This window comes from Streptomyces sp. NPDC022552, assembly GCF_055561875.1.
Genome location: NZ_JBVHGJ010000001.1, coordinates 308,604 through 329,849, shown reverse-complemented (window position 1 = coordinate 329,849; position 21,246 = coordinate 308,604). Strand labels below are relative to the sequence as shown.

Sequence of the window (21,246 nt, the reverse complement as noted above, 5' to 3'; positions counted from 1 at the left end):
CGGACAGGAGGCCGGCGCGCGGTCAGGTGAGCGGGCTCGGCGCGTCCCCCCGGCGGAACAGGGCTGTCCACAGGAAGTCCTCGCCGAAGTACGGGGACTCCGCGGGCTCGTCCCGCATGCGGCGCAGTTCGACCTCCGTCAGGTCGGAGAAGATCCAGCGCAGGGACTCCGGTGTGTAGGCGAGCCCGCCGTGCAGACCGGACTCGCGGTAGAAGTCGGCGTCCGGCAGCTCCGAGCCCATCGCTCCGGACGCGAAGCATGTCAGGGCGAGCTGCCCGCCAGGCGCGAGCAGCCGCTCGACGAGGGCGAGATAGCTGACGCGGCGGTGCGGCGGCAGATGGTGGAAGCACCCCGAGTCGCAGATCAGGTCGTACGGGCCGGTGAGCGCGCTCCCGGCGAGTGCGAAGGCGTCCCCGCGGTGGAACCGCACGTCCGCACCGGCCTCCTGGGCGCGCTGTTCGGCCCAGGTGACCGCCTCGTCGGAGAGGTCCACGGCGTCCACCTCGAAGCCCAGGGAGGCCAGATACAGGGCATTGCGCCCCGGGCCGCAGCCCAGATCGAGGGCCCGGCCGGGTGCGACCCAGCCACGGTCGACGTACGAGACGAGGCTCTCGTCCGGCTTCGCGACGAAGAACGGCACCGCCTTCGTGCGGTCGCCGTAGAAGCCGTTCCACCAGCCGGCCGCCTCGGCGGTCCAGCGGTCGGCCTCCGGTGCGAAGAGCCCGTCGAGAAGCCTCAGCACATCGTCGACGTCACGTATGTTCCGGTCCATCCGGCACCCCTTTCCCGATGCCTGAACGCTAGTGGGATTCGCCCGGAAATCCCAGGTCAGAGGCTGTTCCACGGGCGGCCTCCGCGGCTGTGTACGGCCGTCGGCGGGGAGGGGACGCGGGGGTCGGGCCACCCACTCGTGATCACCCATACACGCGTGCCCGCACCCCCGCCAGGGGCCGCCCGGCGGCCTTTCCCGGCCGCCCCCGGCCCGGTTTCTCAGTCGGCCTTCTTCGCCCGGCTCGGCTGCACCCGCTTCGGTTCGCCCGGCATCTTCGGGTACTCCGGCGGGTACGGCAGATCACCGAGCCCGTGCTCCGCCTCGTCCCGGCGGGCCAGTTCGAGGAGGCTCTCCAGGCTGAACCGGTGGTCGTCCATGTCGGCGTGGACGTCGCCCACCTCCGCGTACCGGACCGGCATCGTCTTGATGTCGAAGTCCAGCGGAGACGCGTCGTCGATCTCCTCCCAGCTCAGCGGCGCGGAGACCGGGGCGTGCGGGCGGGGGCGCACGGAGTAGGCGGAGGCGATCGTGCGATCGCGGGCGGTCTGGTTGTAGTCGACGAAGATCCTCTCGCCCCGCTCCTCCTTCCACCATTTGATGGTCACGCGCTCCGGCATCCGGCGCTCCAGCTCACGGCCGCAGGCGATGGCAGCGCGGCGGACCTGGGTGAAGGTCCAGCGGGGCTCGATCGGTACGAAGACGTGCAGGCCGCGCCCGCCCGAGGTCTTGGGCCAGCCGCGCAGCCCGTGCTCGTCCAGGACGGCGCGCAGCTCGTGGGCGGCGCGTACGGCGTCGGTGTAGTCGGTCCCGGGCTGGGGGTCGAGGTCGAGGCGGAGCTCGTCGGGGTGGTCGGTGTCCTCACGCCGTACCGGCCACGGGTGGAAGGTCACGGCGCCGAGGTTGGCGGCCCAGAGCACGGCCGCGGGCTCGGTCGGGCACATCTCGTCGGCGGACCGGCCGCTGGGGAAGGTGATGTGCGCGGTGGGGATCCACTCGGGGAGGTACTTGGGGGCGCGCTTCTGGAAGAAGGACTCGCCGTTCACCCCGTCGGGGTAGCGCTCCAGGGTCGTGGGCCGGTCCCGCAGCGCGCGGGTGATGCCGTCGCCGACGGCCAGGTAGTAGCTGACCATGTCGAGCTTGGTGTAGCCGTGTTCCGGGAAGTACACCTTGTCCGGGTTGGAGACGCGTACCGTCCGCTCTCCGACTTCCAGCTCCACCGCTGCCGCCTTGGTCGCCATGCGAGTCAGCGTAGAGCTCGCCGACATTACCCGCATACCGGACAATCGGTCCATGGATCTGCCGGTGATGCCGCCCGTGAAGCCGATGCTCGCCAAGGCCGTGAAGAAGATTCCGCCGGGCATGCAGTACGAGGCCAAGTGGGACGGCTTCCGCGCCATCGTGCACCGCGACGGCCCGGAGCTGGTCATCGGCAGCCGCACGGGCAAACCGCTGACCCGGTACTTCCCCGAGCTCGTCGACGCCCTCCTCCCCCGGCTCCCGCAGCGGTGCGTGGTCGACGGCGAGATCGTCATCGAGCACGACGGGCGGCTCGACTTCGACCGACTGACCGAGCGCATCCACCCCGCCGACTCCCGTGTCCGGATGCTGGCCGAGAGGACCCCGGCGCGGTTCATCGCCTTCGATCTCCTCGCCCTCGGCGACGACTCCCTGCTCGACACACCCCTCACCGACCGGCGAGCGGCCCTGGAAGAGGCGCTGCGCGCGGTCGACGCGCCGGTCCATCTGGCGCCCGCGACAAGGGACCCGGAGCTCGCGGCACACTGGTTCGAGCAGTACGAGGGGGCGGGCCTCGACGGGGTGATCGCCAAGCCGCTGGATCTGCCGTACCGGCCGGACGCCCGGCTGATGTACAAGGTCAAGCACGAACGTACGGCCGACGTGGTCGTGGCCGGCTACCGCTTCCACAAGAACGGGCCGGTGGTCGGCTCGCTGCTGCTCGGCCTGTACGACGACGACGGCACCCTCCAGCACGTCGGGGTCTGCGCGGCCTTCACCGCCAAGCGCCGCGAGGAGCTGATCACCGAGCTGGAGCCACTGCGGATGGACCCGCCGGACGGACACCCGTGGGCGGCCTGGGCGGAGGAGGCCGCGCACGCCGGGGCGCGGCTGCCGGGCGCGCCGAGCCGCTGGTCGGGAAAGAAGGACCTGTCCTGGGTGGCCCTGCGCCCGGAGCGGGTCTGCGAGGTGGGGTACGACCACATGGAGGGCGACCGGTTCCGGCACACGGCCCAGTTCAAGCGGTGGCGGCCGGACCGCGCGCCGGAGTCCTGCGGGTACGCGCAGCTGGAGGAGCCGGTCTCCTACGACCTCTCCGAGGTACTGGCGTAGCCGTCAGCGGTACAGCGCCTCGATCTCCGCCGCGTACGCGGCCGTGACCGCGTGCCGCTTCACCTTGAGGGACGGGGTGAGCATCCCGTTCTCCTCGCTGAACTCCCCCTCCACGACCCGGAACCGGCGGATCGACTCGGCCCGGGAGACGGCCCGGTTGGCGTGGTCGACGGCCTTCTGGATGTCGGCGAGCAGCTCGGGATCCTCGCGGAGTACGGCCGTGGGGGTGTCCGCCGGGCGTTTGCGCACGGCCAGCCAGTGCCGCATCGCCTCGGGGTCGAGGGTGACGAGGGCTGCGACGTACGGACGGTTGTCGCCGACGACGAGACACTGGCCGACCGGCGGGCGGCTGCGCAGCCGGTCCTCCAGGACGGCCGGGGAGACGTTCTTGCCGCCGGAGGTGACCAGGATGTCCTTCTTGCGGCCGGTGATGACGAGGTAGCCGTCGTCGTCGAGTGCGCCGAGGTCGCCGGTGGCCAGCCAGCCGTCCCGCAGCACCTCCTCGGTGGCCTCGGGGTTGTTCCAGTACGCGGTGAAGACGATGGGGCCCTTGACGAGCACCTCGCCGTCGTCGGCGATCCGCACGGCGATGCCGGGCACGGGACGGCCGACGGTGCCGGGACGCGGACGCAGCGGTGGGGTGACGGTGGCGGCCGCGCTCGTCTCGGTGAGCCCGTACCCCTCGTAGATGAGCACGCCGGCGGCGTAGAAGAACTGGCTGAGGCGCGCGTCGAGCGGGGAGCCGCCGCTGATGGCGTACCGCAGGTTCCCGCCCAGCTCCTTGCGGATGCGCCGGTAGACGAGCAGGTCGTAGAGCGCCCAGGCGGCGGTCAGTCCGGGGCCCGGGCGGGGGCCCTCGCCGAGGACATGGCGCAGGGCCGTCCCGCCGTAGCGGACGGCGATGGAGTCGGCGCGGTCGAAGGAGGCGCCGCGGCCGAGCTTCTCGGCGGTGGCGCGGCCGGTGTCGTGGATCTTCTCGAAGAGATAGGGCACGCCGACGACGAAGGTCGGCCGGAACCGGCGGAGTTCGGGACGGAGTTCGTCGGGCCTGATGCTGGGGAAGTGGCCGAGTTCGATGCGCGCCATGAGACAGGCGAGCTGGATGACACGTCCGAGGATGTGGGCGAGCGGCAGGAAGAGGAGGGTGGAGGCCGCCTCGCCGGTGACCGCCTCGAAGACCGGGTGCAGCAGCTCGACGGTGGCGCGGGCCTCGGCGTGGAGGTTGCCGTGGGTGAGGGCGCAGCCCTTGGGGCGGCCGGTCGTGCCGGAGGTGTAGCAGAGGGTCGCGACGGTGTCCGCCGTGAGCGCGGCGCGGCGCTTGGCCGGCTCCTCGTCCGCGATCCCGGCGCCGAGGGCGGCGAGTTCGGCGAGTCCGCCGGAGTCGGTCTGCCAGGTGCGGACCGGCTCGTGCGGTGCGGGCAGCGCGGCGGCGGCCGCGCGGACGGTGGCGGTGTGCTCGGCGCTCTCGGTGACGACGTGGCGGGCGCCGGAGTCCTCCAGGATCCAGGTGATCTGGTCGGCGGAGGAGGTGGGGTAGACGGGGACGGTCTGCGCGCCGGCCGACCAGACGGCGAAGTCGAGCACGGCCCAGGCGTAGCTCGTGCGCGCCATCAGCCCGACGCGCCCGCCCGGCTCGACTCCGGCGGCGATCAGTCCCTTCGCCACGGCCAGGACGTCTCCGGCGAACTCGGCCGCGGTGACGGCCCGCCAGTTCCCGTGTTCCTGACGGCGCATGACGACCGCTCCGGGGTCCAGGGCCGCGTGGGCGAAGGGGATGTCCGCGGGGGTTCCGGAGGGCGGCGGCCCCGCGGGGAGAGCCGTTCGCGCCTCGCGTACGACACCGCCCTCCCGGACGAGCTCGACGGGGAACCGGTCGCGCAGAGCGGGGCGCTTCCTCGCCTGCCTCAAGTCCTTGCGTACGCCCATGACGGTGGCTCCTGTTCGCGGCGAGCGGGCGGGAAGTGTGCGGGACCTCCGGACTTACCGACAAGTCAACTTACTTGACCGTAACCAGATTTCAACCGTCCGCACACGATCGCCCCACACGAGACGCACACCGAACGGGCGACACCGCCGGGAGTGAGATGCTTCACACTCGCACGCGGGGCCACGAGCCCGCGTTCGACGGACGACCGAGCGATATGGAAGGTCGTTTCAGAAGGAAGATCGGCCCCCGTGGCGCGCACCTGCGGGAACGCCGCGAGACGAGGTTCGCCGGGGATCGAGGGTGGGCCAGGACCGTCCGTACACCCCGCCGAACGGAGGGCGGGCCGTTGCCTCGTGGAGACATCCCCGTCGACGAACCCGGAAGCCCATCCTGTACGTATGGAGAGGGAGACCCCACCTCCGACATCCGTACCCACAAGGACTGGCCCGTGATCACCTCGCCCTCGCCCCTCGTACCCGTCCCGATCCCCGACCGTGTGGCCGCCATGATCGGGTCGTGTCTGCCGCTGCACGTCCTGCAGGCGGAGATCGACGCCGACTGTGCGGCGCGCGAGGTGCTGCGATTCCGGGGGCCGCTCTGCGCGGAGGACAGGGCGGACCGGGAGCACGCGCTGTCCGTGCTGGCACGGGCGAACAAGATCCTGGCCAAGCACCACCCGCTGCTTCCGGTGCGCCCGCGCTAGGCCGTTCGGGGCGCGGTCCCGGTGCCGCACCGGTTCGGACGTTCCCCGCATGCGGGGCGCGCCACCCGGTGTGAGGCTGCGAAGGTGACGATCACCAGCGAAGCCGCACCCGCGCCCCCGGCCGCCGAGCCACCCGTGCTCGACAGCCGCCGCCGCAACATCGTCTTCGGCACGATCATGCTCGGCGTCCTGCTGGCCGCGCTGGACCAGACGATCGTCGGCACCGCCCTGCCGACCATCGTCTCGGACCTCGGGGGCGCCGCCCACATGTCCTGGGTGGTCACGTCGTATCTGCTGGCCGAGACGGTCGCCACCGTCCTGGTCGGCAAGTTCGGCGACCTGTTCGGCCGCAAGGTGATCTTCCAGATCTCGGCGATCGTCTTCATCACCGGTTCGTTCCTCTGCGGCCTCGCCACCAACATGACGCTGCTGATCGTCTGGCGGGGACTGCAGGGCATCGGCGCCGGCGGCCTGATGGTCACCTCCATGGCGCTCATCGCCGATGTGATCCCGCTGCGCGACCGGGGGAAGTACCAGGGTGCGATCGGCGCCGTCTTCGGCGTCTCCACCGTCATCGGCCCGCTGCTCGGCGGGCTCTTCACCGACCATCTGACCTGGCGCTGGGCGTTCTACGTCAACGTCCCGATCGCGATCCTGGTCGTGATCGCCGCGGCCCGCACGATCCCCTCCGTACGCTCGGCGAGCAAGCCGGTCATCGACTACGCGGGTATCGCGCTGGTCGCGGCCGGCTCCAGCGCACTGATCCTGGCGACCAGTTGGGGCGGGAACGAGTACGCCTGGGGCTCCGGCGTCATCATCGGACTCTTCGCCGGCGGTCTGATCGCGCTCGCCCTGTTCTGCTGGGTGGAGACCCGGGCCGCCGAACCGATGCTGCCCATGCGGCTCTTCGCCAACCCGGTGTTCACCGTCTGCTCGGTGCTGAGCTTCGTCGTCGGCTTCGCCATGCTCGGTTCGATGACCTTCCTGCCGTCCTATCTGCAGTACGTCGACGGGGACTCGGCCACCGTCTCCGGCATCCGGACGCTGCCGATGGTCGTCGGTCTGCTGATCGCCTCGATCTACAGCGGCAACGTGGTGAGCAAGACCGGCACGTACCGGATCTTCCCCATCGTGGGCTGTCTGGTGATGGGCGTCGGCCTCTTCCTCCTGTCCCTGATGGACACGGGGACGAGCGCCTGGCTGGAGTCGCTGTACATGTTCGTGCTCGGCGTCGGCATCGGTCTGTGCATGCAGGTGCTGACCATCGCGGTGCAGAACACGGTGGAGTACGCCGACCTCGGCACCGCGACCTCGGGCGTCACCTTCTTCCGTACGCTCGGCAGCTCCTTCGGCACGGCGGTCTTCGGCACGATCTACGCCAACTCCCTGAAGCCCAACCTGGCCCAGGGGGTGGAGGAGGCGGCGGCGGTCGCCGGGCCGGCGATGGACCCGTCCGCGATCGCGGCGGCCTCGCAGAGCCCGGACGGGGTGCACGGGCTGCCGGACGAGGTGGCGGCGCCGATCGTCCAGGCGTACGCGGACACCCTTCACACGGTCTTCCTCTGGACCGTGCCGGTCGCGGCGATCGGCTTCGTCGTGGCGCTCTTCCTCAAGCAGGTCACGCTCCGGGACACGGCCCGGGCGTCGGCGCCCGACATGGGCGAGGGGTTCGGGTCGCCGACCACGGCGGGAGACTCGGCGAAGCTGCTCGAACTCACCGTCGGAAGGATCCTGCGGAAGACGGACCTGGAGACCGCGCGCCGGATCGTCTCCGAGTCGGACACCCGGCTCGACACGGCGGGCGCGTGGGCGGTGATGCAGGTGGAGCTCTTCACCCGGACCGTCGGCCACGCCAGTCTCGGGCTCATCTCCGCCGGACGCCGAGTCCCCCCGGAGGTCCTGCTGCCGGTCTTCGACCGCATGGTCGACGAGGGGTTCCTCACCCGGGACGGCAGTCTGCTCTCCCACACTCCCGCGGGGCGACGGGAGGCCGAGGTCATCACCCACGCCTGGGGGGACTGGCTCAGCGGCCGGGTCGAGCGGGAGACCGGCCGGCCGAGCGGCCCGGAGCTCAGGGCCGCGACGGACGCGATCACGAAGAAGCTGATCGCCGAGGACCTGGCACAGGGCATGCCGCGGCGCAGCCGGGAGCCGGTCGGCGTCACGTCCTGAGCGGCGGCCGGAACCACCGCAGTCCGGGACTCCGGCAGTCCGGCAGTCCGGTCAGGGCTCGTCGATGAAGTCGCCGTCCACGTACACCCAGTCGCCCTCGTGGCGCCGGAAGCGGCTGCGCTCGTGGAGGGAGCCCGCCGCGCCGCCGTGGGTGTAGCGGGCGACGAAGGTGACCGTCCCGGACTGGTGGAAGGCCGTGCCGTCGGTGGTGTCGCGGATCTCCAGACCCGCCCACCGCATCGACGGATCGAAGTCGACCTCGCCGGGGCGGGTCTCCGGGGCCCAGGTCCGCAGCAGATACCCGGCGTCGCGCGCGACGAAGGCGCTGTAGCGGGAGCGCATGAGCAGTTCGGCGGTGGGCGCGGTGGTGGGCCCGGAGTGGAAGCGCCCGCAGCACGCGCCGTACGTCTCGGGCAGGCCGCAGGGGCACGGCGAGCCCGCGGTGACGGCGGGCGCGGAAGGCGCGGTGGGCGTGGCGGGGCGCCGCTTGGGGCGGGTGGTGCGTCGGGACATGACGTCATTGTCCCGTGTACGGAGGGGCGGGATCGCGCCATGTGCGCGGTGTGGCCCGCACGACGCTTCCGGGAGCTGAGGGAGGCCCTTATGCTCCTGCGCCGGACGTGACCGTTACCGCCGGTAAGCCAAAGGGGCTGGGGCATGAACCGTACGGGTACCTCGCGACGCACCTTCGTGACCACGGCCGCCGCCGTCACCGCGGCCACCGCCACGGCCACCGTCGGTGCCACGCCGGCGGCCCGGGCGGCGGACGGGCCCACGTCCACGCCGGCCGCGCCGCCGTCCGTCGCGGTCCTCGGCGGCGGCGTCGCCGGCCTGACCGCCGCCCACGAACTGGCCGAACGCGGCTTCCGCGTCACCGTCTACGAGCGCCGGGCGCTCGGCGGCAAGGCCCGCTCGATGGACGTGCCCGAGAGCGCGCGCGGCGGCCGGCGGCCGCTCCCCGCCGAGCACGGCTTCCGCTTCATCCCCGGGATCTACCACAACCTCCCCGACACGATGCGGCGCATCCCCTTCCCCGGCAACGCCAACGGCGTCTGGGACAACCTCGTCGCCCCGGCCGAGATGTCCTTCGCGCGCACCGGCCGCGAGGACCTGCGCATCCCGCTCCCCTGGCCCGGCCACCGGCCCGCGGAACTCACCCTCGACGAGATCCGCCGCGCCCTCACCGCACTCCTCGAGACCGCCCGCTCCATCCCGCTCCACGAGGCCGCGTACTTCGTCAACCGCTTCCTGGTCTTCCTGACCAGCTGCGACGAGCGACGGGACAGAACCTGGGAGGCGACGCCCTGGTGGGAGTTCCTGCGGGCCGAGCGGATGAGCTACGACTATCAGCGCGTCCTCGCGGTCGGCCTCACTCGCAACATCGTGGCCACGAAGGCGGAGGAGGCCAGCACCCGTACGGTCGCCACGCTGCTGGAGGCCTTCGCCTTCAACGCGCTCGGGCGGGGGGCCGACGGACCGCTCGACCGCATCCTGGACCAGCCCACCAACGAGGCCTGGATCGACCCGTGGGTGGCTCATCTGACCGGCCTCGGCGTGGAGTTCCGCGTCGGCTGGACCGTACGGGAGATGGCGTACGACTCCGTGGGCGGCAGGATCTCCGCCGCCCTGATCGAGGACCCGGACGGCGCGCGCCGCTCGGTGACCGCCGACCACTACATCTCCGCCATGCCGGTGGAGCACGCGCGGCGGACCTGGGGTGCGGCGCTGCGGGCCGCCGACCCGCAGCTGGCCCGGTGCGACAAACTGGAGACCGACTGGATGACGGGCATCCAGTTCTATCTGACCGAGCGGGCGCCGCTGCTCGCTGGACATGCCAATCTGATCGACTCCCCGTGGTCCCTGACCTGCATCCAGCAGGCGCACCACTGGCCGACCCGTGACTTCCCCGCCGACTACGGCGACGGCACGGTCGTGGACTGTCTGTCGGTGGACGTCTCGGAGTGGGACCGGCCCGGCATCCTCTACGGCAGGACCGCCAAGCAGTGCACCCGTACGGAAGTCGCGCGCGAGGTGTGGGCGCAGCTGAAGGCGGCGTTCAACGACACGGGCCGTACGGTGCTGAAGGACGGCTCACTGCACTCGTGGTTCCTGGACCCGGGCGTGGACGGCCTGGGCACGCCGAACCCGACCAACGACGACCAGCTGCTCATCCACCCGGTCGGCACCTTCCACAACCGCCCGCAGGCCGCCACGAACGTGCCGAACTTCTATCTGGCCGGCGACTACGTGGCCGTCGACATCGACCTGGCCACCATGGAGGGCGCCAACGCCTCGGCCCGGCAGGCCGTCAACGCGCTGCTCGACCGTACGGGTTCGACGGCGGCGCGCTGCACGGTCCGGCCGCTGTTCCGCGCGCCCGAGCTGGAGGCGCTCAAGCGGCACGACCGGCTGCGGTACCGGCTCGGTCTGCGCAACGCCCTCGACGTGGGGTGACCGGGAGCACCGCTCAGGGGCGGTAGCGCAGGGGATGGTCCTCGGGGACCTCGACGACGACGATCTCGACGCCGTCGGGGTCCGCGATCCACATCTCGACCAGTCCCCAGGGCTCGGTCACCGGCTCCCGCACGATGTCGACGCCCTGGTCGTGGAGTTCGCGGTGCGCCGCCCGCACATCCGCCACCTGGAGCCAGATCCGCAGCCGTTGCGGGGGCTCGGCCGGGGCGGCGCGGCCGGAGACCTCCAGGAATCCGCTGCCCAGGAAGTAGACGGTCCCCCGGTCGGGTCCGGTGCCGAACTCTCGGTACACCGTGAGCCCGAGCAGCTCTCCGTAGAAGCGCCGGGAGGCTTCGGGGTCGGAAGGCCGGAGCAGAATCCGGCTGCTCAGTACGTGCATCGCAGTAGCGTACGACCATGAAACTGACGATTCTCGGAGGCGGCGGGTTCCGGGTCCCGCTGGTGTACGGCGCGCTGCTCGGCGACCACGCCGAAGGGCGGGTCACCCATGTGACGCTCCACGACCTCGACGGCGGACGGCTCTCGGCGATCGCCCGGGTCCTCGCCGAGCAGGGCGCGGGGGTGCCGGACGCACCGCGGGTGACGGCGACGACGGATCTGGACGAGGCGCTGCGCGGAGCGGACTTCGTCTTCTCGGCGATCCGGGTCGGCGGTCTGGAGGGCCGGGCGGCCGACGAGCGGATCGCCCTCGCCGAGGGGGTCCTCGGCCAGGAGACGGTCGGCGCGGGAGGCATCGCGTACGGGCTGCGGACCGTGCCGGTCGCGGAGCACATCGCCCGGCGGATCTCCGTGCTCGCCCCGGACGCCTGGGTCATCAACTTCACCAACCCGGCGGGTCTGGTGACGGAGGCGATGTCGCGGATCCTCGGCGACCGGGTCGTCGGCATCTGCGACTCCCCCGTCGGGCTCGGCCGCCAGGTCGCCCGGATCCTGGGCGCGGACCCGGACGAGGCGTGGATCGACTACGTGGGCCTCAACCACCTCGGCTGGCTGCGGGGCCTGCGGGTCGGCGGACGGGACGAGCTGCCGCGGCTGCTCGCGGACGATGAGGCGCTCGGCTCGTTCGAGGCGGGCCGGCTCTTCGGCCCGGAGTGGCTGCGTACGCTGGGCGCGATCCCCAACGAGTATCTGCACTACTACTACTTCAACCGCGAGGCCGTGCGCGCCTACCAGCAGGCCGAGCGGACCCGGGGTGCCTATCTCCGCGACCAACAGGCCGGCTTCTACGACGAGATGGGCAAGCCGGACACGTCTCCGCTGGCCACCTGGCGCCGTACGCTCGCCGACCGAGAGGCGACGTACATGGCCGCCAACCGGGAGGCGGCGGGGATGGGCGAGCGGGACGAGCTGGATCTGGAGTCGGGCGGGTACGAGAACGTGGCCCTGGCGCTGATGCGGGCGATCGCGCGCAACGAACGGGCCACGCTCATCCTGAACGTCCGTAACGGCACGACCCTTTCGGTGCTGGACGCGGACGCGGTGATCGAGGTGCCGTGCTTCGTGGACGCGGCCGGCGCCCACCCGGTCTCCGTGGCGCCCCTGCCGTACCACGCGGTGGGTCTGGTGACGGCGGTCAAGGCGGTCGAGCGCGAGGTGCTCGCGGCGGCGGCGAGCGGATCGCGGGCGACGGCGGTGAAGGCGTTCGCGCTGCATCCCCTGGTCGACTCGGTCTCGGTGGCGCGCCGACTCGTCGACGGCTACACGGCCGAACACCCGGAACTGGCCTACCTGCGACGCTGATCCGACGGCCGTACGACTGTCCGACGAACATCTTTACGCCGCAGGGGGCGCGGCATACGCTCGCGCCCCATGACCTCACCTGGCACACGCCTTCGAAGGGCGATGGCCCGTCTCGCCACGGGCTGTCTGCTGACCGCCGGACTGATGGGCGCCGGACCGGCGGTCGCCGAGTCCCCCACGCCCGCCGACTCCGCCCTCGCCCCGGCGAACGTCGTCCCCGTCCAGCTCACCGGCCCCGCCGACAAGCGGTTCAACCTGGTGATCATGGGCGACGGCTACACCGCCGAGGAGACGGCCGAGTTCCGGGCGGACGTCGAGACCCATCTGGGCGTGCTGTGGAGCATCGAGCCGTTCGCCTCGTACCGTTCGTACGTCAACGTCTGGGCGGTGGAGGTCCCTTCGCCCGAGTCGGGCGTGGACTGCGACCCGGGACTCGACGCGCCCCGGCGCGACACCCCGCTCGGCATGGCCTTCTGGGGCGGCTGCAACCCGAACAGCGTGCAACGGCTGCTGACCGTCGACAGCGCGAAGGCCGCCGCCCTGGCCGATCTCGTCCCGGGCACGAGCGCCGCGAACCGGCAGATCGTGGCCCTGGCGAACAGCGACACCTACGGGGGTGCGGGCGGCAGCTACGCCACGGCGTCGGGCGGGAACGCGCTCTCCTCGCTGATCACCCCGCACGAGATCGGCCACTCCCTGGGCGGGCTCCAGGACGAGTACGACTACTACGCGCGCGGTGTGGCGGGCGGCACGTACGAGGGGACGGAGCCGACGTCGGCGCACCACACCCTGCTGACCGAGGAGCGGATGCGGGAGCAGCGCGCCAAGTGGTGGCGCTGGCTGGGCGAGCCGAGTGAGGCGGGCGGTGTCATAGGCCGGCACGAAGGCGGGCTGTACAGCACGAAGGGTGTGTGGCGGCCCAGCAAGCACTCGATCATGAAGACGCTCGGTTACGCCTTCGACCAGGTCGAGCGCGAGGTCATGGTGAAGGCGATCTCGGCGAAGGTGAACCTCGTGCAGGGGCACACGCCCGACTCGGCGCCGATCGGTGCCGACCGGACGGTGTGGGTCGACACCCTGCATCCGCTGGGCGGGGAACTCGACGTGGTGTGGCGGCTGGACGGCCGGACGCTCTCCACGCGCAACGCCCGGACCGTCGACCTGCGTTCGCTCTCCCTCTCCCCCGGTGCCCACACGCTGACGGCGACGGTGAGCGACCCGACGCCCTTCGTACGGGACCCGGCGATACGCGGTTCGGCCGCGCTGACCCGCACGGTGAGCTGGACCGTCGACCGTGCCCTGCCCACCCCGGGGGACGATCCCGCGCCCGCCTTCACGGGCCACACGCCGACGACGTCGCCGGTCGGCGCGCGCTCGGTGGTCCACGCCGACACCACCCACCCGACGCGCCGGACGCTTCCCGTCCGGTGGCGCCTCGACGGCCGGCAGGTCGCCAATCCGGGCAACGACCGTGATCTGGACCTGCGTTCCCTGCGCCTCACCCCCGGCACCCACACCCTCACGGCCAGGATCCCGGGCGCTGACGCCGAGTTGAGGTGGACGGTGGACGCCCGTCCGGCGACGGGAGCCTACGAACTGTCCGAGCCGCTACGGACCGTGAACCGGCCCGGACGCCCTGTCGAGTACGTCTACGACGGCGAGTTCACGATGAAGCTGACGGCGCGCGACGACCAACCGGGTGCGGTGGTGCGCCAGTTCCGGGTGGACGGCGACGGCTGGTACACGTACTACGGCTGGCCGACCGACGCCGAGGCGCCCTTCCGCTTCTCGCCCGGCGGTACGGTCATCGACGATCTCGTCTACGGAAAGCTGGGCCGGAGCCGGGCGGTGCCGTGGGACGACGCGACACCGGACTACGGCACGCACACGGTCGAGTACCGGACGATCGACGCGGCGGGCAATGTGGGCGCCGCGACGTCGTTCCTGGTGACGCTGGAGAAGCCGCGGGGCTGACGCCGCACGGGATGACACACGAAGGCCCGCGGACCGGAAAGGTCCGCGGGCCCTCACTCCTACAGGGGGTCCCGTCAGGCCTTGCGGCCGACGGCGGCCCAGCCCGGGATCGGGTCGTCGCCCTGGACCGGGACGACCTCGCCCAGCTCCGGATGCCACTCGGCGGTGAGCGTGACCCCGGGCTCGACGAGCTCCAGGCCGTCGAAGAACGCGGCCAGCTCGTCGCGCGAGCGCGGCCGCAGCGTCAGTCCGCGAGCCTTGTACATGTCGACGGCCTTCGCGGCGCCCTCCGGGTCGAAGTCCCCGGTGACGTGCGAGAGGACGAGGTAGCTGCCCGGCGCCAGCTGGTCGACGAGCTTGCGGACCAGGTCGGACGCCCCGTCCTCGTCCCCCACGAAGTGCAGCAGGGCGAGCATCGACAGAGCTATGGGCTGGTCGAAATCAAGGACCTTTCCGGCCCTTTCGAGGATGACCTCGGGGTCGCGGGCGTCCGCCTGGATGTACTCGGTGGCCCCTTCGGGGGTCGAGCGCAGCAGCGCGGCCGCGTGCGCGAGCACGATCGGGTCGTTGTCGCAGTAGACGATCCGCGACTCCGGCGCGGACTCCTGGGCTATCTGGTGCAGGTTCGGCTCGGTCGGGATGCCGGTGCCGATGTCCAGGTACTGGCGTACGCCGTTGGCGCTCAGCCAGCGGATCGCGCGGTGCATGAAGGCCCGGTTGACCCGCGCCATGTCCCGGCCGCGGGCGTCCAGGGTGAGGAGCTGCTTGGCCATCTCCTCGTCGACGGGGTAGTTGTCCTTGCCGCCCAGGAACCAGTCGTACATCCGCGCGGGGTGCGGCTTGCTGGTGTCGATCCGTACGGCTGCGGGTTCCTGGGTCATCGGGGCTCCTGGTCCGGGAGTGGAACTACTGGCACTGCAGCAAGAGTTACGCGACGGTAGGGGTGTGACGGAAGGGGTCAGGTGAGCAGAAAGTCGGCCTGACCGGATTTCGCTCCCTGGATGAACGCGGCGATCTCGCCGTGGGTGTAGATGAGCGCGGGTCCTTCAGGGTCTGCGGACTGTCGCACGGCGACTCTGCCGTCGGCCAGCTTCATGGCCTCCACGCAGTTGCCCCCGTTCCCGCCGCTCCACGGCTTGTGCCATCCCTCGGCACCGAGATCCGCGGCGGGCATGCCGTTGTATATGCGATCCATTCACAGCTCCTTGCGGAGACCCCGGAGGATCTCCTTCGTGCGTTGTGCAGTCGCGGCCTGGGCCGCCATTCGGTCCATGACCTCGAGATGGGAGGCCACCTCTGGGCGCGCGTCGAGGTAGACGGCGCCGGTGAGGTACTCGCTGTAGACCATGTCCGGGAGTTCGGGCACGGCGAAGCGGAAGAGGACGAACGGTCCGTAGGTGCCGGGATGATGGCCGGACGAGAACTCCGCGATCTGCAGGGTGACGTTCGGCAGCTCGGACGCTTCGAGCAGCCGGTCGAGCTGGTCGCGCATCACTTCGGGCCCGTCGCCGACCGGTCGGCGGAAGACCGTCTCGTCCATGATCACCCAGAACTTCGGGGCGTCCTCCCTGGTCAGCAGGGACTGCCGCTCCATCCGCAGGGCCACATGACGTTCGATCTCCTCGGCAGTGCTGCCGCCGACCGCCCCGCTGCGCAGAATGGCGCGGGCGTACCCCTCGGTCTGCAGCAGACCGGGGACGAACTGGGGTTCGTACTCCCGGATGAGGCCGGCGGCCCCCTCCAGGCTCACGTACATGGAGAACCAGCCGGGCAGCACGTCGTGGAACCGCTGCCACCAGCCGGGAAGGTTGGCCTCCTCGGTGAGGGCGACGAACGCCTCCGCCTCGGAGTCCGTGATGCCGTACGCCTTCAGCAGGAGCTGTACGTACGGGATCTTCAGCGCGACTTCCGCGGTCTCCATGCGGCGGATGGTGGCCGGGGCGACACGGAGGATCCTCGCGGCCTCCTCCCGCTTCAGGCCGGCCCGCTCGCGCAGATCCTGCAGACGCTTGCCGAGAACGACCTGTCCCACCGTGGGGGCGGACCGCGGCTCGCTCACTCTCAGACCTCCCCGACGCGCTGTTTCGCCTGAGTGTGCCACGAACACGGCCAGAGAGAACACCGCACTCTGCAATTTTCAGAGTGCCACTTGCCAAGTGTCCGCGTCAGGAGCAAAGTATTCCGGTGAACCAGTACGCGCTGCTGCCGCGCGCCGCCACGGGGGCGACTCACGGCACTGCTTACCCACTGTTGTGAGGAACCGGTCGTGGCTTCTGGTAACGCGCTTCCCTCAGACCTTATGAGCCCCCGCGTCATGCAGCAGCGCCCACGCACCGATGCTCTCCGTCACGACGTCCGCCGGTTCGCCTTCGAACTCCCCGCCCGCACGGAATCGGTCTCACGCGCCCGCAGACTGGCGGAGGAGCGGCTCATCCTCTGGGGCTGTGCCCCCGACATACGTGACACGGTGACGCTGATCGTCTCCGAGCTGGTCACCAACGCCGTCGTGCACACAGCGAGCAACCATGTCGTCTGTGAACTGCGCGAAGGAGAAGAGCAGTTGCGCATAGCCGTACGGGACGAGGGCGGCCTGGGCGACCCCCGGATCCGCGACTGCGGCGAGGAGGAGCGCGGCCGGGGGCTGGTTCTCGTGGAGGCGCTGTCCCACGCGTGGGGAGCGGACAGTACCGGGCACGGCACGGCACGGGTCGTCTGGGCCGAGCTGGCCCACGGCATGGGGTACACGTGCTGAGGTCGATGGCGACCCTCCTGACACCGAGGTCGCGCAGGGCCTCGGACGCACCGGGCTCGTCGCTCGGCTCCTCGCCCGGCACGGCGACGTCGACGCGCCTGGTCGTCCCGGAGGACTTCCGTACGGCGCTGGGCTGCGACGCGGTCGGCGTGCCGGCGCGCTACGGCTTCCGGATCCTGTCCCGGCTGCCCGCCAAGGGCTGTGTCTACGCGGACACGGACTGGTGGTGGTGGCTGGTCCCGACCGGCTCCGACCTGGACGTGATCTGGCCCCTGCCGTCCTGTTACGCCCCCGGCGCGGAGGTCCCCGACCGCGGCCCCCGCCTGATCCACCACCCCGACGGCACCTCGCCGTACACCCCGCCGATCCCCCTCTATCTGCTGACCTGCCAGCTGACCGGAATCGCGCCGTCCTGGACCGCCCTCCACACGCCGAGTGACGGCGTAGTGTCGGGGCATGTTCACCCCTCAGGGCCCGACCGTCCGTGAGCTGACCGTCCAGGCGCTCTCCTCGGTGGAGCACGGCTACGACCTGCTGGCGGCGAAGTTCGACGCGACGCCGTTCCGCACGCCGGACCCGGTGCTGTCGGCGGTGACGGACGCGCTGCGCCCCCTCGGCCCCTTCGACGCGGGCCTCGACCTGTGCTGCGGCACGGGCGCGGGCCTCTCCGTCCTGCGGTCCCTGTGCGTGGGCGGCAGGGTCACGGGCGTCGACTTCAGCGCGGGCATGCTGGCGGAGGCCCGCCGGGCGCATCCGAAGGCCACCCTGGTCCGCGCGGACGTGCTCGCGCTCCCCTTCGCACCCGCGTTCGACCTGGCGGTCAGCTTCGGCGCCTTCGGCCACTTCCTCCCGAAGGATCAGCTGACCCTCTTCCGCCAGACCCACGCGTCCCTCCGCCCGGGCGGCCTCCTCGCCTTCCCCCTCCCGGCCCCGCCCCGCGTCGGCTCGCTCCCGTACTGGACGCTGCTGGGCTTCGACGCGGTCATGCGCGTACGGAACGCACTGTGGCGGCCACCCTTCGTCATGTACTACCGCACGTTCCGCCTCACGGACGTCCGCGCCCGCCTGACCCGTGCGGGCTTCACGGTGGAGACCCGCGCACTCGACTCCCTGGGCCGCCAGGACGACGGCAGCCCGAGGTGCCGGCTGGTGGTGGCGCGGAAGGCGTGAGCCCGCGCGTCAGTCCCTGCGCCGCGATCTCCCCCAGGCGTCCGCGCGGCCGGTCCGCCTCGCCGCCGGGGCCCGTCGACGGCGACGGCGACAGCGACAGCGACGACGGCGGTAGCCCCTCCGGGTGGGGCGCCCTCGAAAGGTGATGGAAAACGCGGAACGGCCCCAGATGATCTGGGGCCGTTCCGATCTGTGTCCGAGGGGGGACTTGAACCCCCACGCCCGATAAAGGGCACTAGCACCTCAAGCTAGCGCGTCTGCCATTCCGCCACCCGGACTAGGTGTTGTGTCGTCCCGGGGTGTTCCCCGCGGCGACATGGATAACTCTACCAGGGGTTTGAGGTGCCTTTCACCCACGTTTCCCGTGGTCAGTGAGGTGCGGCGACAGCCGAGTCCTTGATCAGGTCCGGGCGTGTCGCGTCGACGCACCGTGTGTCGTCGAACGCATACGAGGAGTCGCGGCCACCGCCGCCTAGCCTGCGCTGAGTGAGCAACCTCTTCGAAGACCGCGGATCACCCGGCCGCGGGTCCACGTACCGCAGGCCCCGGATGCTCTCGCCCATGCGGGAGCATCTGCGGGACACCTTCTGGTTCGCCCCGGTCGCCGCGCTGATCGGCGTCTTCGTGCTGTGGCTGATCGCCTCCGCCATCGACTCCGCCATCGTCGAGTACCTACAGGACGAGCAGGCGTACGACGAGGTCACCGAGCTGATCGGGATCGTCGAGGACGCCAAGACGATCGTGACGACGATCAGCTCGGCGATGATGACCTTCATCGGTGTCGTCTTCTCCATCTCGCTGGTCGCCGTCCAGATGGCCAGCGGACAGTTCAGCCCCCGCATCGTCCGTATCTTCATCCGGAGCCGCATCACCAAGGCGGCCTTCTCCGTCTTCCTCGCGACGTTCGCGCTCTCGCTGCTCGTCCTCACCTCCTACGACAGCGAGACCGATCCGCGGTACGTGTCGACCGTGCCGCTCGTGTCGTCGGTGCTGACCCTGGCCATGGTCGCGCTGAGCCTTCTGCTCTTCGTGGCGTACGTGAACTCGACGCTGCGGCTGATGCGGGTGGGGCATGTGGTGGACCTGATCACCCGGGAGGCGTTCGGCGTCCTCACGAAGCAGCCCTTGTACGTGGGTGAGCTCGCCCATGTCGGGGAGGCGACCGACCACGTCCTGCACCGGGGGCGCGCCGGGGTGCTGCGGGATGTGAACGTCGCGCTGCTCGTGCGGCTGGCCCAGCGTCACGGCGTGGTGCTGCGGATGCTGCCGAGGATCGGGGACTTCGTGGTGCCGGGGACGCCCATCCTGGCCGTGTACGGCGGAACCGTGCCGCGCCGGATCGAGGCGGCGGTCTCGGTCGGGGTCGAACGGACCTTCCACCAGGACCTCGGCTTCGGGCTCCGGCAGCTCGCCGACATCGGACTGCGGGCCCTCTCCCCCGCCGTCAACGACCCGACGACGGCGGTGCAGTGTCTGGACCGGATCACCCAGTTCCTGGCGGCGGTGGCGAACCGCCCGTTGGGGGCGGTCCACCACCGCGACCGCAAGGGCACGGTCCGGCTGGTGCAGGACGTACCGGACTGGACGGATCTGGTGGATCTCGGCCTCACCGAGATCCGGGGCTGCGCGCCGGGCAGCCCTCAGGTGTCCCGGCGCATGCTGGCGGGGATCGACGATCTGCTCTCGCTGGTGCCGGCCGAGCGCCGGGAGCCCCTGGTCCGGCACCGCACGCTGTTGACGCAGCTGGTGGAGCGTACGGCGCCGGAGGCGGCCGACCGCGCCTTCGCGCTGGAGGGCGACCGCCAGGGGATCGGGTGAGCCGGCGACGGTCTAGGGCATGAGGTGGTGGTCAACGCCTCCAACTACGGCCTGGTCTACAGCTCCAAGCTGGTGTCGGGTCTGCTCGGCTCCGGTATGGGCGCGGTCGTGGTCGCGGCCTGGGACTACTCCGGCGCCTTCGTGCTGGCCGGGTCGATCTCGCTGTTCGCCGGATGCGTGGCGGTGTTCCTGCACCCGCCGGGGCGGCCGCGGGCCCGCCGGACGACGGCGAACCCGCGGCCGATCAGCCGGGACGTGTGAGCGTCATGGGCCGCCGGTTCAGCGGTACTTCTCGCGCAGGGAATGCAGGTGCGCGCTCGACTTGCGGGCGAACGCGAAGGACTCGACCGGGTTGTCGTGTTCGGCCTGCCAGTGGTGGGACCGGTACCCGTGGTGGGTGCGGTTCACCGCGGAGATGAAGCGCCGATAGTCGATGTCTCCGTCCCCGACGTCCGCCATCCGGTAGCCGTCGCGGACGGATTCGTCGCGTTCGCCGTCCTTGACGTGGAAGAGCGGATAGCGGTGGGGCTGGTCGAGGACGTAACGCAGCGGGTCGAAGGGCGCGGGGGTGCCGTCGACACGGCGGGAGAAGCGGTGCTGTGCCACGTACGCCCAGTAGACGTCCATTTCGAGGTGGACGAGTTCGGGGTCGGTCTCGGCGAGCAGCACGTCGTAGAGCCGGACGTCGGGGCGGTCGGTGGCGAAGGAGAACTCCTCGGCGTGGTTGTGCTGGTAGAACTTCATGCCGCGCTTCTTCGCCTCGGCCCCGTACCGGTTGAACTCCTCGGCACACCGCTTCCAGCCGTCGACGGTGGCGCCGTAGCGCCAGGGGCCGGAGGCGGTGCCGATGTGCGGGAGGCCGAGGGCCTGGGCGTCGTCGAGGACCTTGTCGAGGTTCTGCGCGAACGTGTAGGCGTTCGGGTCGGAGGAGTAGTAGCCGACGTGGCTGCCGATGCCGCGCAGGCCGTGGTCGCGGGTGAGCCGCCGGAGTTCGGCGAGGGTGATCGGGCCCGCGGAGCCCTGGCTGTACCCGGCGAACTCCACCTCGTCGTAGCCGTACTTGCTCAGCTCGGCGAAGACGGTGGCGAAGCCGAGCGTGGCGACCTTGTCGCGCAGGGAGTAGAGCTGGATGCCGAGGCGGCCGGGAGGCAGGACGGGGCGGCCCTTGCCGTGGTCGGGGCCGTGACCACGGTCCGCGGTGCCGGCTTCCGCGGCCGCGGCGGTGGGGGCGGTCGCGCCGAGGAGGGCCGCGGCGGTGGCGCCGGCGGCGACGCCGAGCATGTTCCGTCTGCTGAGCTTGTGGGTGAGCTCGGGGTCGGGGGTCGTGTGCGAGAGGCGGCGGGCGCGGGTCATCTGTGGATAACTCCTTGTTGTCGGTGAGGTCTGCTTCACTG

Annotated in this window: 19 protein-coding genes, 1 tRNA gene and 1 pseudogene; 11 read left to right on the top strand and 10 right to left on the bottom strand. The window is 71.2% G+C overall.

All coding sequences use genetic code 11. From position 1 onward, the window contains the following. Positions 1-22: 22 nt before the first annotated feature. On the bottom strand, positions 23-772 hold the full coding sequence (locus ACZ3OF_RS01590; RefSeq protein WP_361666879.1) for a class I SAM-dependent methyltransferase: 750 nt from the start codon (positions 770-772) through the stop codon (positions 23-25). A 218-nt stretch (positions 773-990) separates the two neighbouring features. Next, a complete protein-coding gene (gene ligD / locus ACZ3OF_RS01585) occupies positions 991-2,010 on the bottom strand; it encodes a non-homologous end-joining DNA ligase (RefSeq protein WP_467302052.1) in 1,020 nt (339 codons plus the stop codon). Between the two features lie 52 nt (positions 2,011-2,062). On the opposite strand from ligD, the gene ACZ3OF_RS01580 reads away from it, so the two are divergent. Continuing rightward, the gene (locus ACZ3OF_RS01580; protein WP_361666881.1) at positions 2,063-3,121 is read left to right on the top strand and encodes an ATP-dependent DNA ligase; all 1,059 of its coding nucleotides are present in this window, start codon (positions 2,063-2,065) and stop codon (positions 3,119-3,121) included. A gap of 3 nt (positions 3,122-3,124) precedes the next feature. Here the strand turns inward: ACZ3OF_RS01580 and ACZ3OF_RS01575 are convergent, their stop codons facing one another. Continuing rightward, positions 3,125-5,047, bottom strand: a complete 1,923-nt coding sequence (locus ACZ3OF_RS01575) for an AMP-dependent synthetase/ligase (RefSeq protein WP_467302049.1) — start codon at positions 5,045-5,047, stop codon at positions 3,125-3,127. Between the two features lie 506 nt (positions 5,048-5,553). Between ACZ3OF_RS01575 and ACZ3OF_RS01570 the strand changes: the two genes are divergently transcribed. Both ACZ3OF_RS01570 and ACZ3OF_RS01565 read left to right on the top strand, forming a co-directional pair. After that, positions 5,554-5,751 (top strand): hypothetical protein, encoded by a 198-nt coding sequence (locus ACZ3OF_RS01570; RefSeq protein ID WP_389566149.1) that lies wholly within the window; start codon positions 5,554-5,556, stop codon positions 5,749-5,751. An 84-nt stretch (positions 5,752-5,835) separates the two neighbouring features. After that, positions 5,836-7,923, top strand: coding sequence for an MDR family MFS transporter (locus ACZ3OF_RS01565; protein ID WP_467302048.1), 2,088 nt, complete (start codon positions 5,836-5,838; stop codon positions 7,921-7,923). A gap of 51 nt (positions 7,924-7,974) precedes the next feature. Here the strand turns inward: ACZ3OF_RS01565 and ACZ3OF_RS01560 are convergent, their stop codons facing one another. Continuing rightward, entirely contained in the window at positions 7,975-8,436 is a 462-nt protein-coding gene (locus ACZ3OF_RS01560; RefSeq protein WP_467302047.1) for a YchJ family protein, read from the bottom strand. A 144-nt stretch (positions 8,437-8,580) separates the two neighbouring features. Between ACZ3OF_RS01560 and ACZ3OF_RS01555 the strand changes: the two genes are divergently transcribed. Then, positions 8,581-10,377 (top strand): hydroxysqualene dehydroxylase, encoded by a 1,797-nt coding sequence (locus ACZ3OF_RS01555; RefSeq protein WP_467302045.1) that lies wholly within the window; start codon positions 8,581-8,583, stop codon positions 10,375-10,377. Between the two features lie 13 nt (positions 10,378-10,390). Here ACZ3OF_RS01555 and ACZ3OF_RS01550 read toward each other — a convergent pair whose 3' ends face one another. Then, entirely contained in the window at positions 10,391-10,777 is a 387-nt protein-coding gene (locus ACZ3OF_RS01550) for a VOC family protein (RefSeq protein WP_467302043.1), read from the bottom strand. Between the two features lie 17 nt (positions 10,778-10,794). Here ACZ3OF_RS01550 and ACZ3OF_RS01545 point away from each other — a divergent pair, with 17 nt between their 5' ends. Beyond that, entirely contained in the window at positions 10,795-12,138 is a 1,344-nt protein-coding gene (locus ACZ3OF_RS01545) for a 6-phospho-beta-glucosidase (protein WP_361666888.1), read from the top strand. A 69-nt stretch (positions 12,139-12,207) separates the two neighbouring features. Further along, a complete protein-coding gene (locus tag ACZ3OF_RS01540; protein WP_467302041.1) occupies positions 12,208-14,112 on the top strand; it encodes a M64 family metallopeptidase in 1,905 nt (634 codons plus the stop codon). Positions 14,113-14,186: 74 nt separating this feature from the next. Here the strand turns inward: ACZ3OF_RS01540 and ACZ3OF_RS01535 are convergent, their stop codons facing one another. The 3 genes from ACZ3OF_RS01535 to ACZ3OF_RS01525 form a co-directional block, all read right to left on the bottom strand. Further along, a complete protein-coding gene (locus ACZ3OF_RS01535) occupies positions 14,187-14,993 on the bottom strand; it encodes an SAM-dependent methyltransferase (RefSeq protein WP_467302039.1) in 807 nt (268 codons plus the stop codon). Between the two features lie 77 nt (positions 14,994-15,070). Next, complete coding sequence (locus tag ACZ3OF_RS01530) at positions 15,071-15,307, bottom strand: DUF397 domain-containing protein (protein ID WP_137992288.1); 237 nt, start codon at positions 15,305-15,307, stop codon at positions 15,071-15,073. Then, positions 15,308-16,171: a helix-turn-helix domain-containing protein gene (locus tag ACZ3OF_RS01525; RefSeq protein ID WP_361440456.1), complete on the bottom strand. Its 864-nt coding sequence runs from the start codon at positions 16,169-16,171 to the stop codon at positions 15,308-15,310. A gap of 255 nt (positions 16,172-16,426) precedes the next feature. On the opposite strand from ACZ3OF_RS01525, the gene ACZ3OF_RS01520 reads away from it, so the two are divergent. Genes ACZ3OF_RS01520 through ACZ3OF_RS01510 form a run of 3 tightly spaced genes read left to right on the top strand, consistent with a single transcriptional unit; the run spans position 16,427 to position 18,034 of the window. After that, positions 16,427-16,864, top strand: coding sequence for an ATP-binding protein (locus ACZ3OF_RS01520; RefSeq protein ID WP_361666891.1), 438 nt, complete (start codon positions 16,427-16,429; stop codon positions 16,862-16,864). 5 nt (positions 16,865-16,869) lie between these two features. Further along, a complete protein-coding gene (locus ACZ3OF_RS01515; protein WP_467302034.1) occupies positions 16,870-17,352 on the top strand; it encodes a hypothetical protein in 483 nt (160 codons plus the stop codon). Further along, positions 17,321-18,034, top strand: coding sequence for a class I SAM-dependent methyltransferase (locus tag ACZ3OF_RS01510; RefSeq protein ID WP_467302032.1), 714 nt, complete (start codon positions 17,321-17,323; stop codon positions 18,032-18,034). Before ACZ3OF_RS01515 ends, ACZ3OF_RS01510 begins: the two co-directional genes overlap by 32 nt. A gap of 193 nt (positions 18,035-18,227) precedes the next feature. On the opposite strand, the gene ACZ3OF_RS01505 is transcribed toward ACZ3OF_RS01510, so the two are convergent. Beyond that, positions 18,228-18,312 (bottom strand) — tRNA-Leu (locus tag ACZ3OF_RS01505). 271 nt (positions 18,313-18,583) lie between these two features. Between ACZ3OF_RS01505 and ACZ3OF_RS01500 the strand changes: the two genes are divergently transcribed. Both ACZ3OF_RS01500 and ACZ3OF_RS01495 read left to right on the top strand, forming a co-directional pair. Continuing rightward, positions 18,584-19,852, top strand: coding sequence for a DUF2254 domain-containing protein (locus tag ACZ3OF_RS01500; protein WP_361667330.1), 1,269 nt, complete (start codon positions 18,584-18,586; stop codon positions 19,850-19,852). Positions 19,853-19,885: 33 nt separating this feature from the next. After that, positions 19,886-20,113 (top strand): annotated as a pseudogene (locus ACZ3OF_RS01495) (MFS transporter); the annotation flags it as partial. 18 nt (positions 20,114-20,131) lie between these two features. Here the strand turns inward: ACZ3OF_RS01495 and ACZ3OF_RS01490 are convergent. Beyond that, positions 20,132-21,205 carry a sugar phosphate isomerase/epimerase family protein gene (locus ACZ3OF_RS01490; RefSeq protein WP_467302030.1) on the bottom strand — a complete coding sequence of 358 codons (1,074 nt, stop codon included), beginning with the start codon at positions 21,203-21,205 and terminating at the stop codon, positions 20,132-20,134. Positions 21,206-21,246 lie beyond the last annotated feature (41 nt).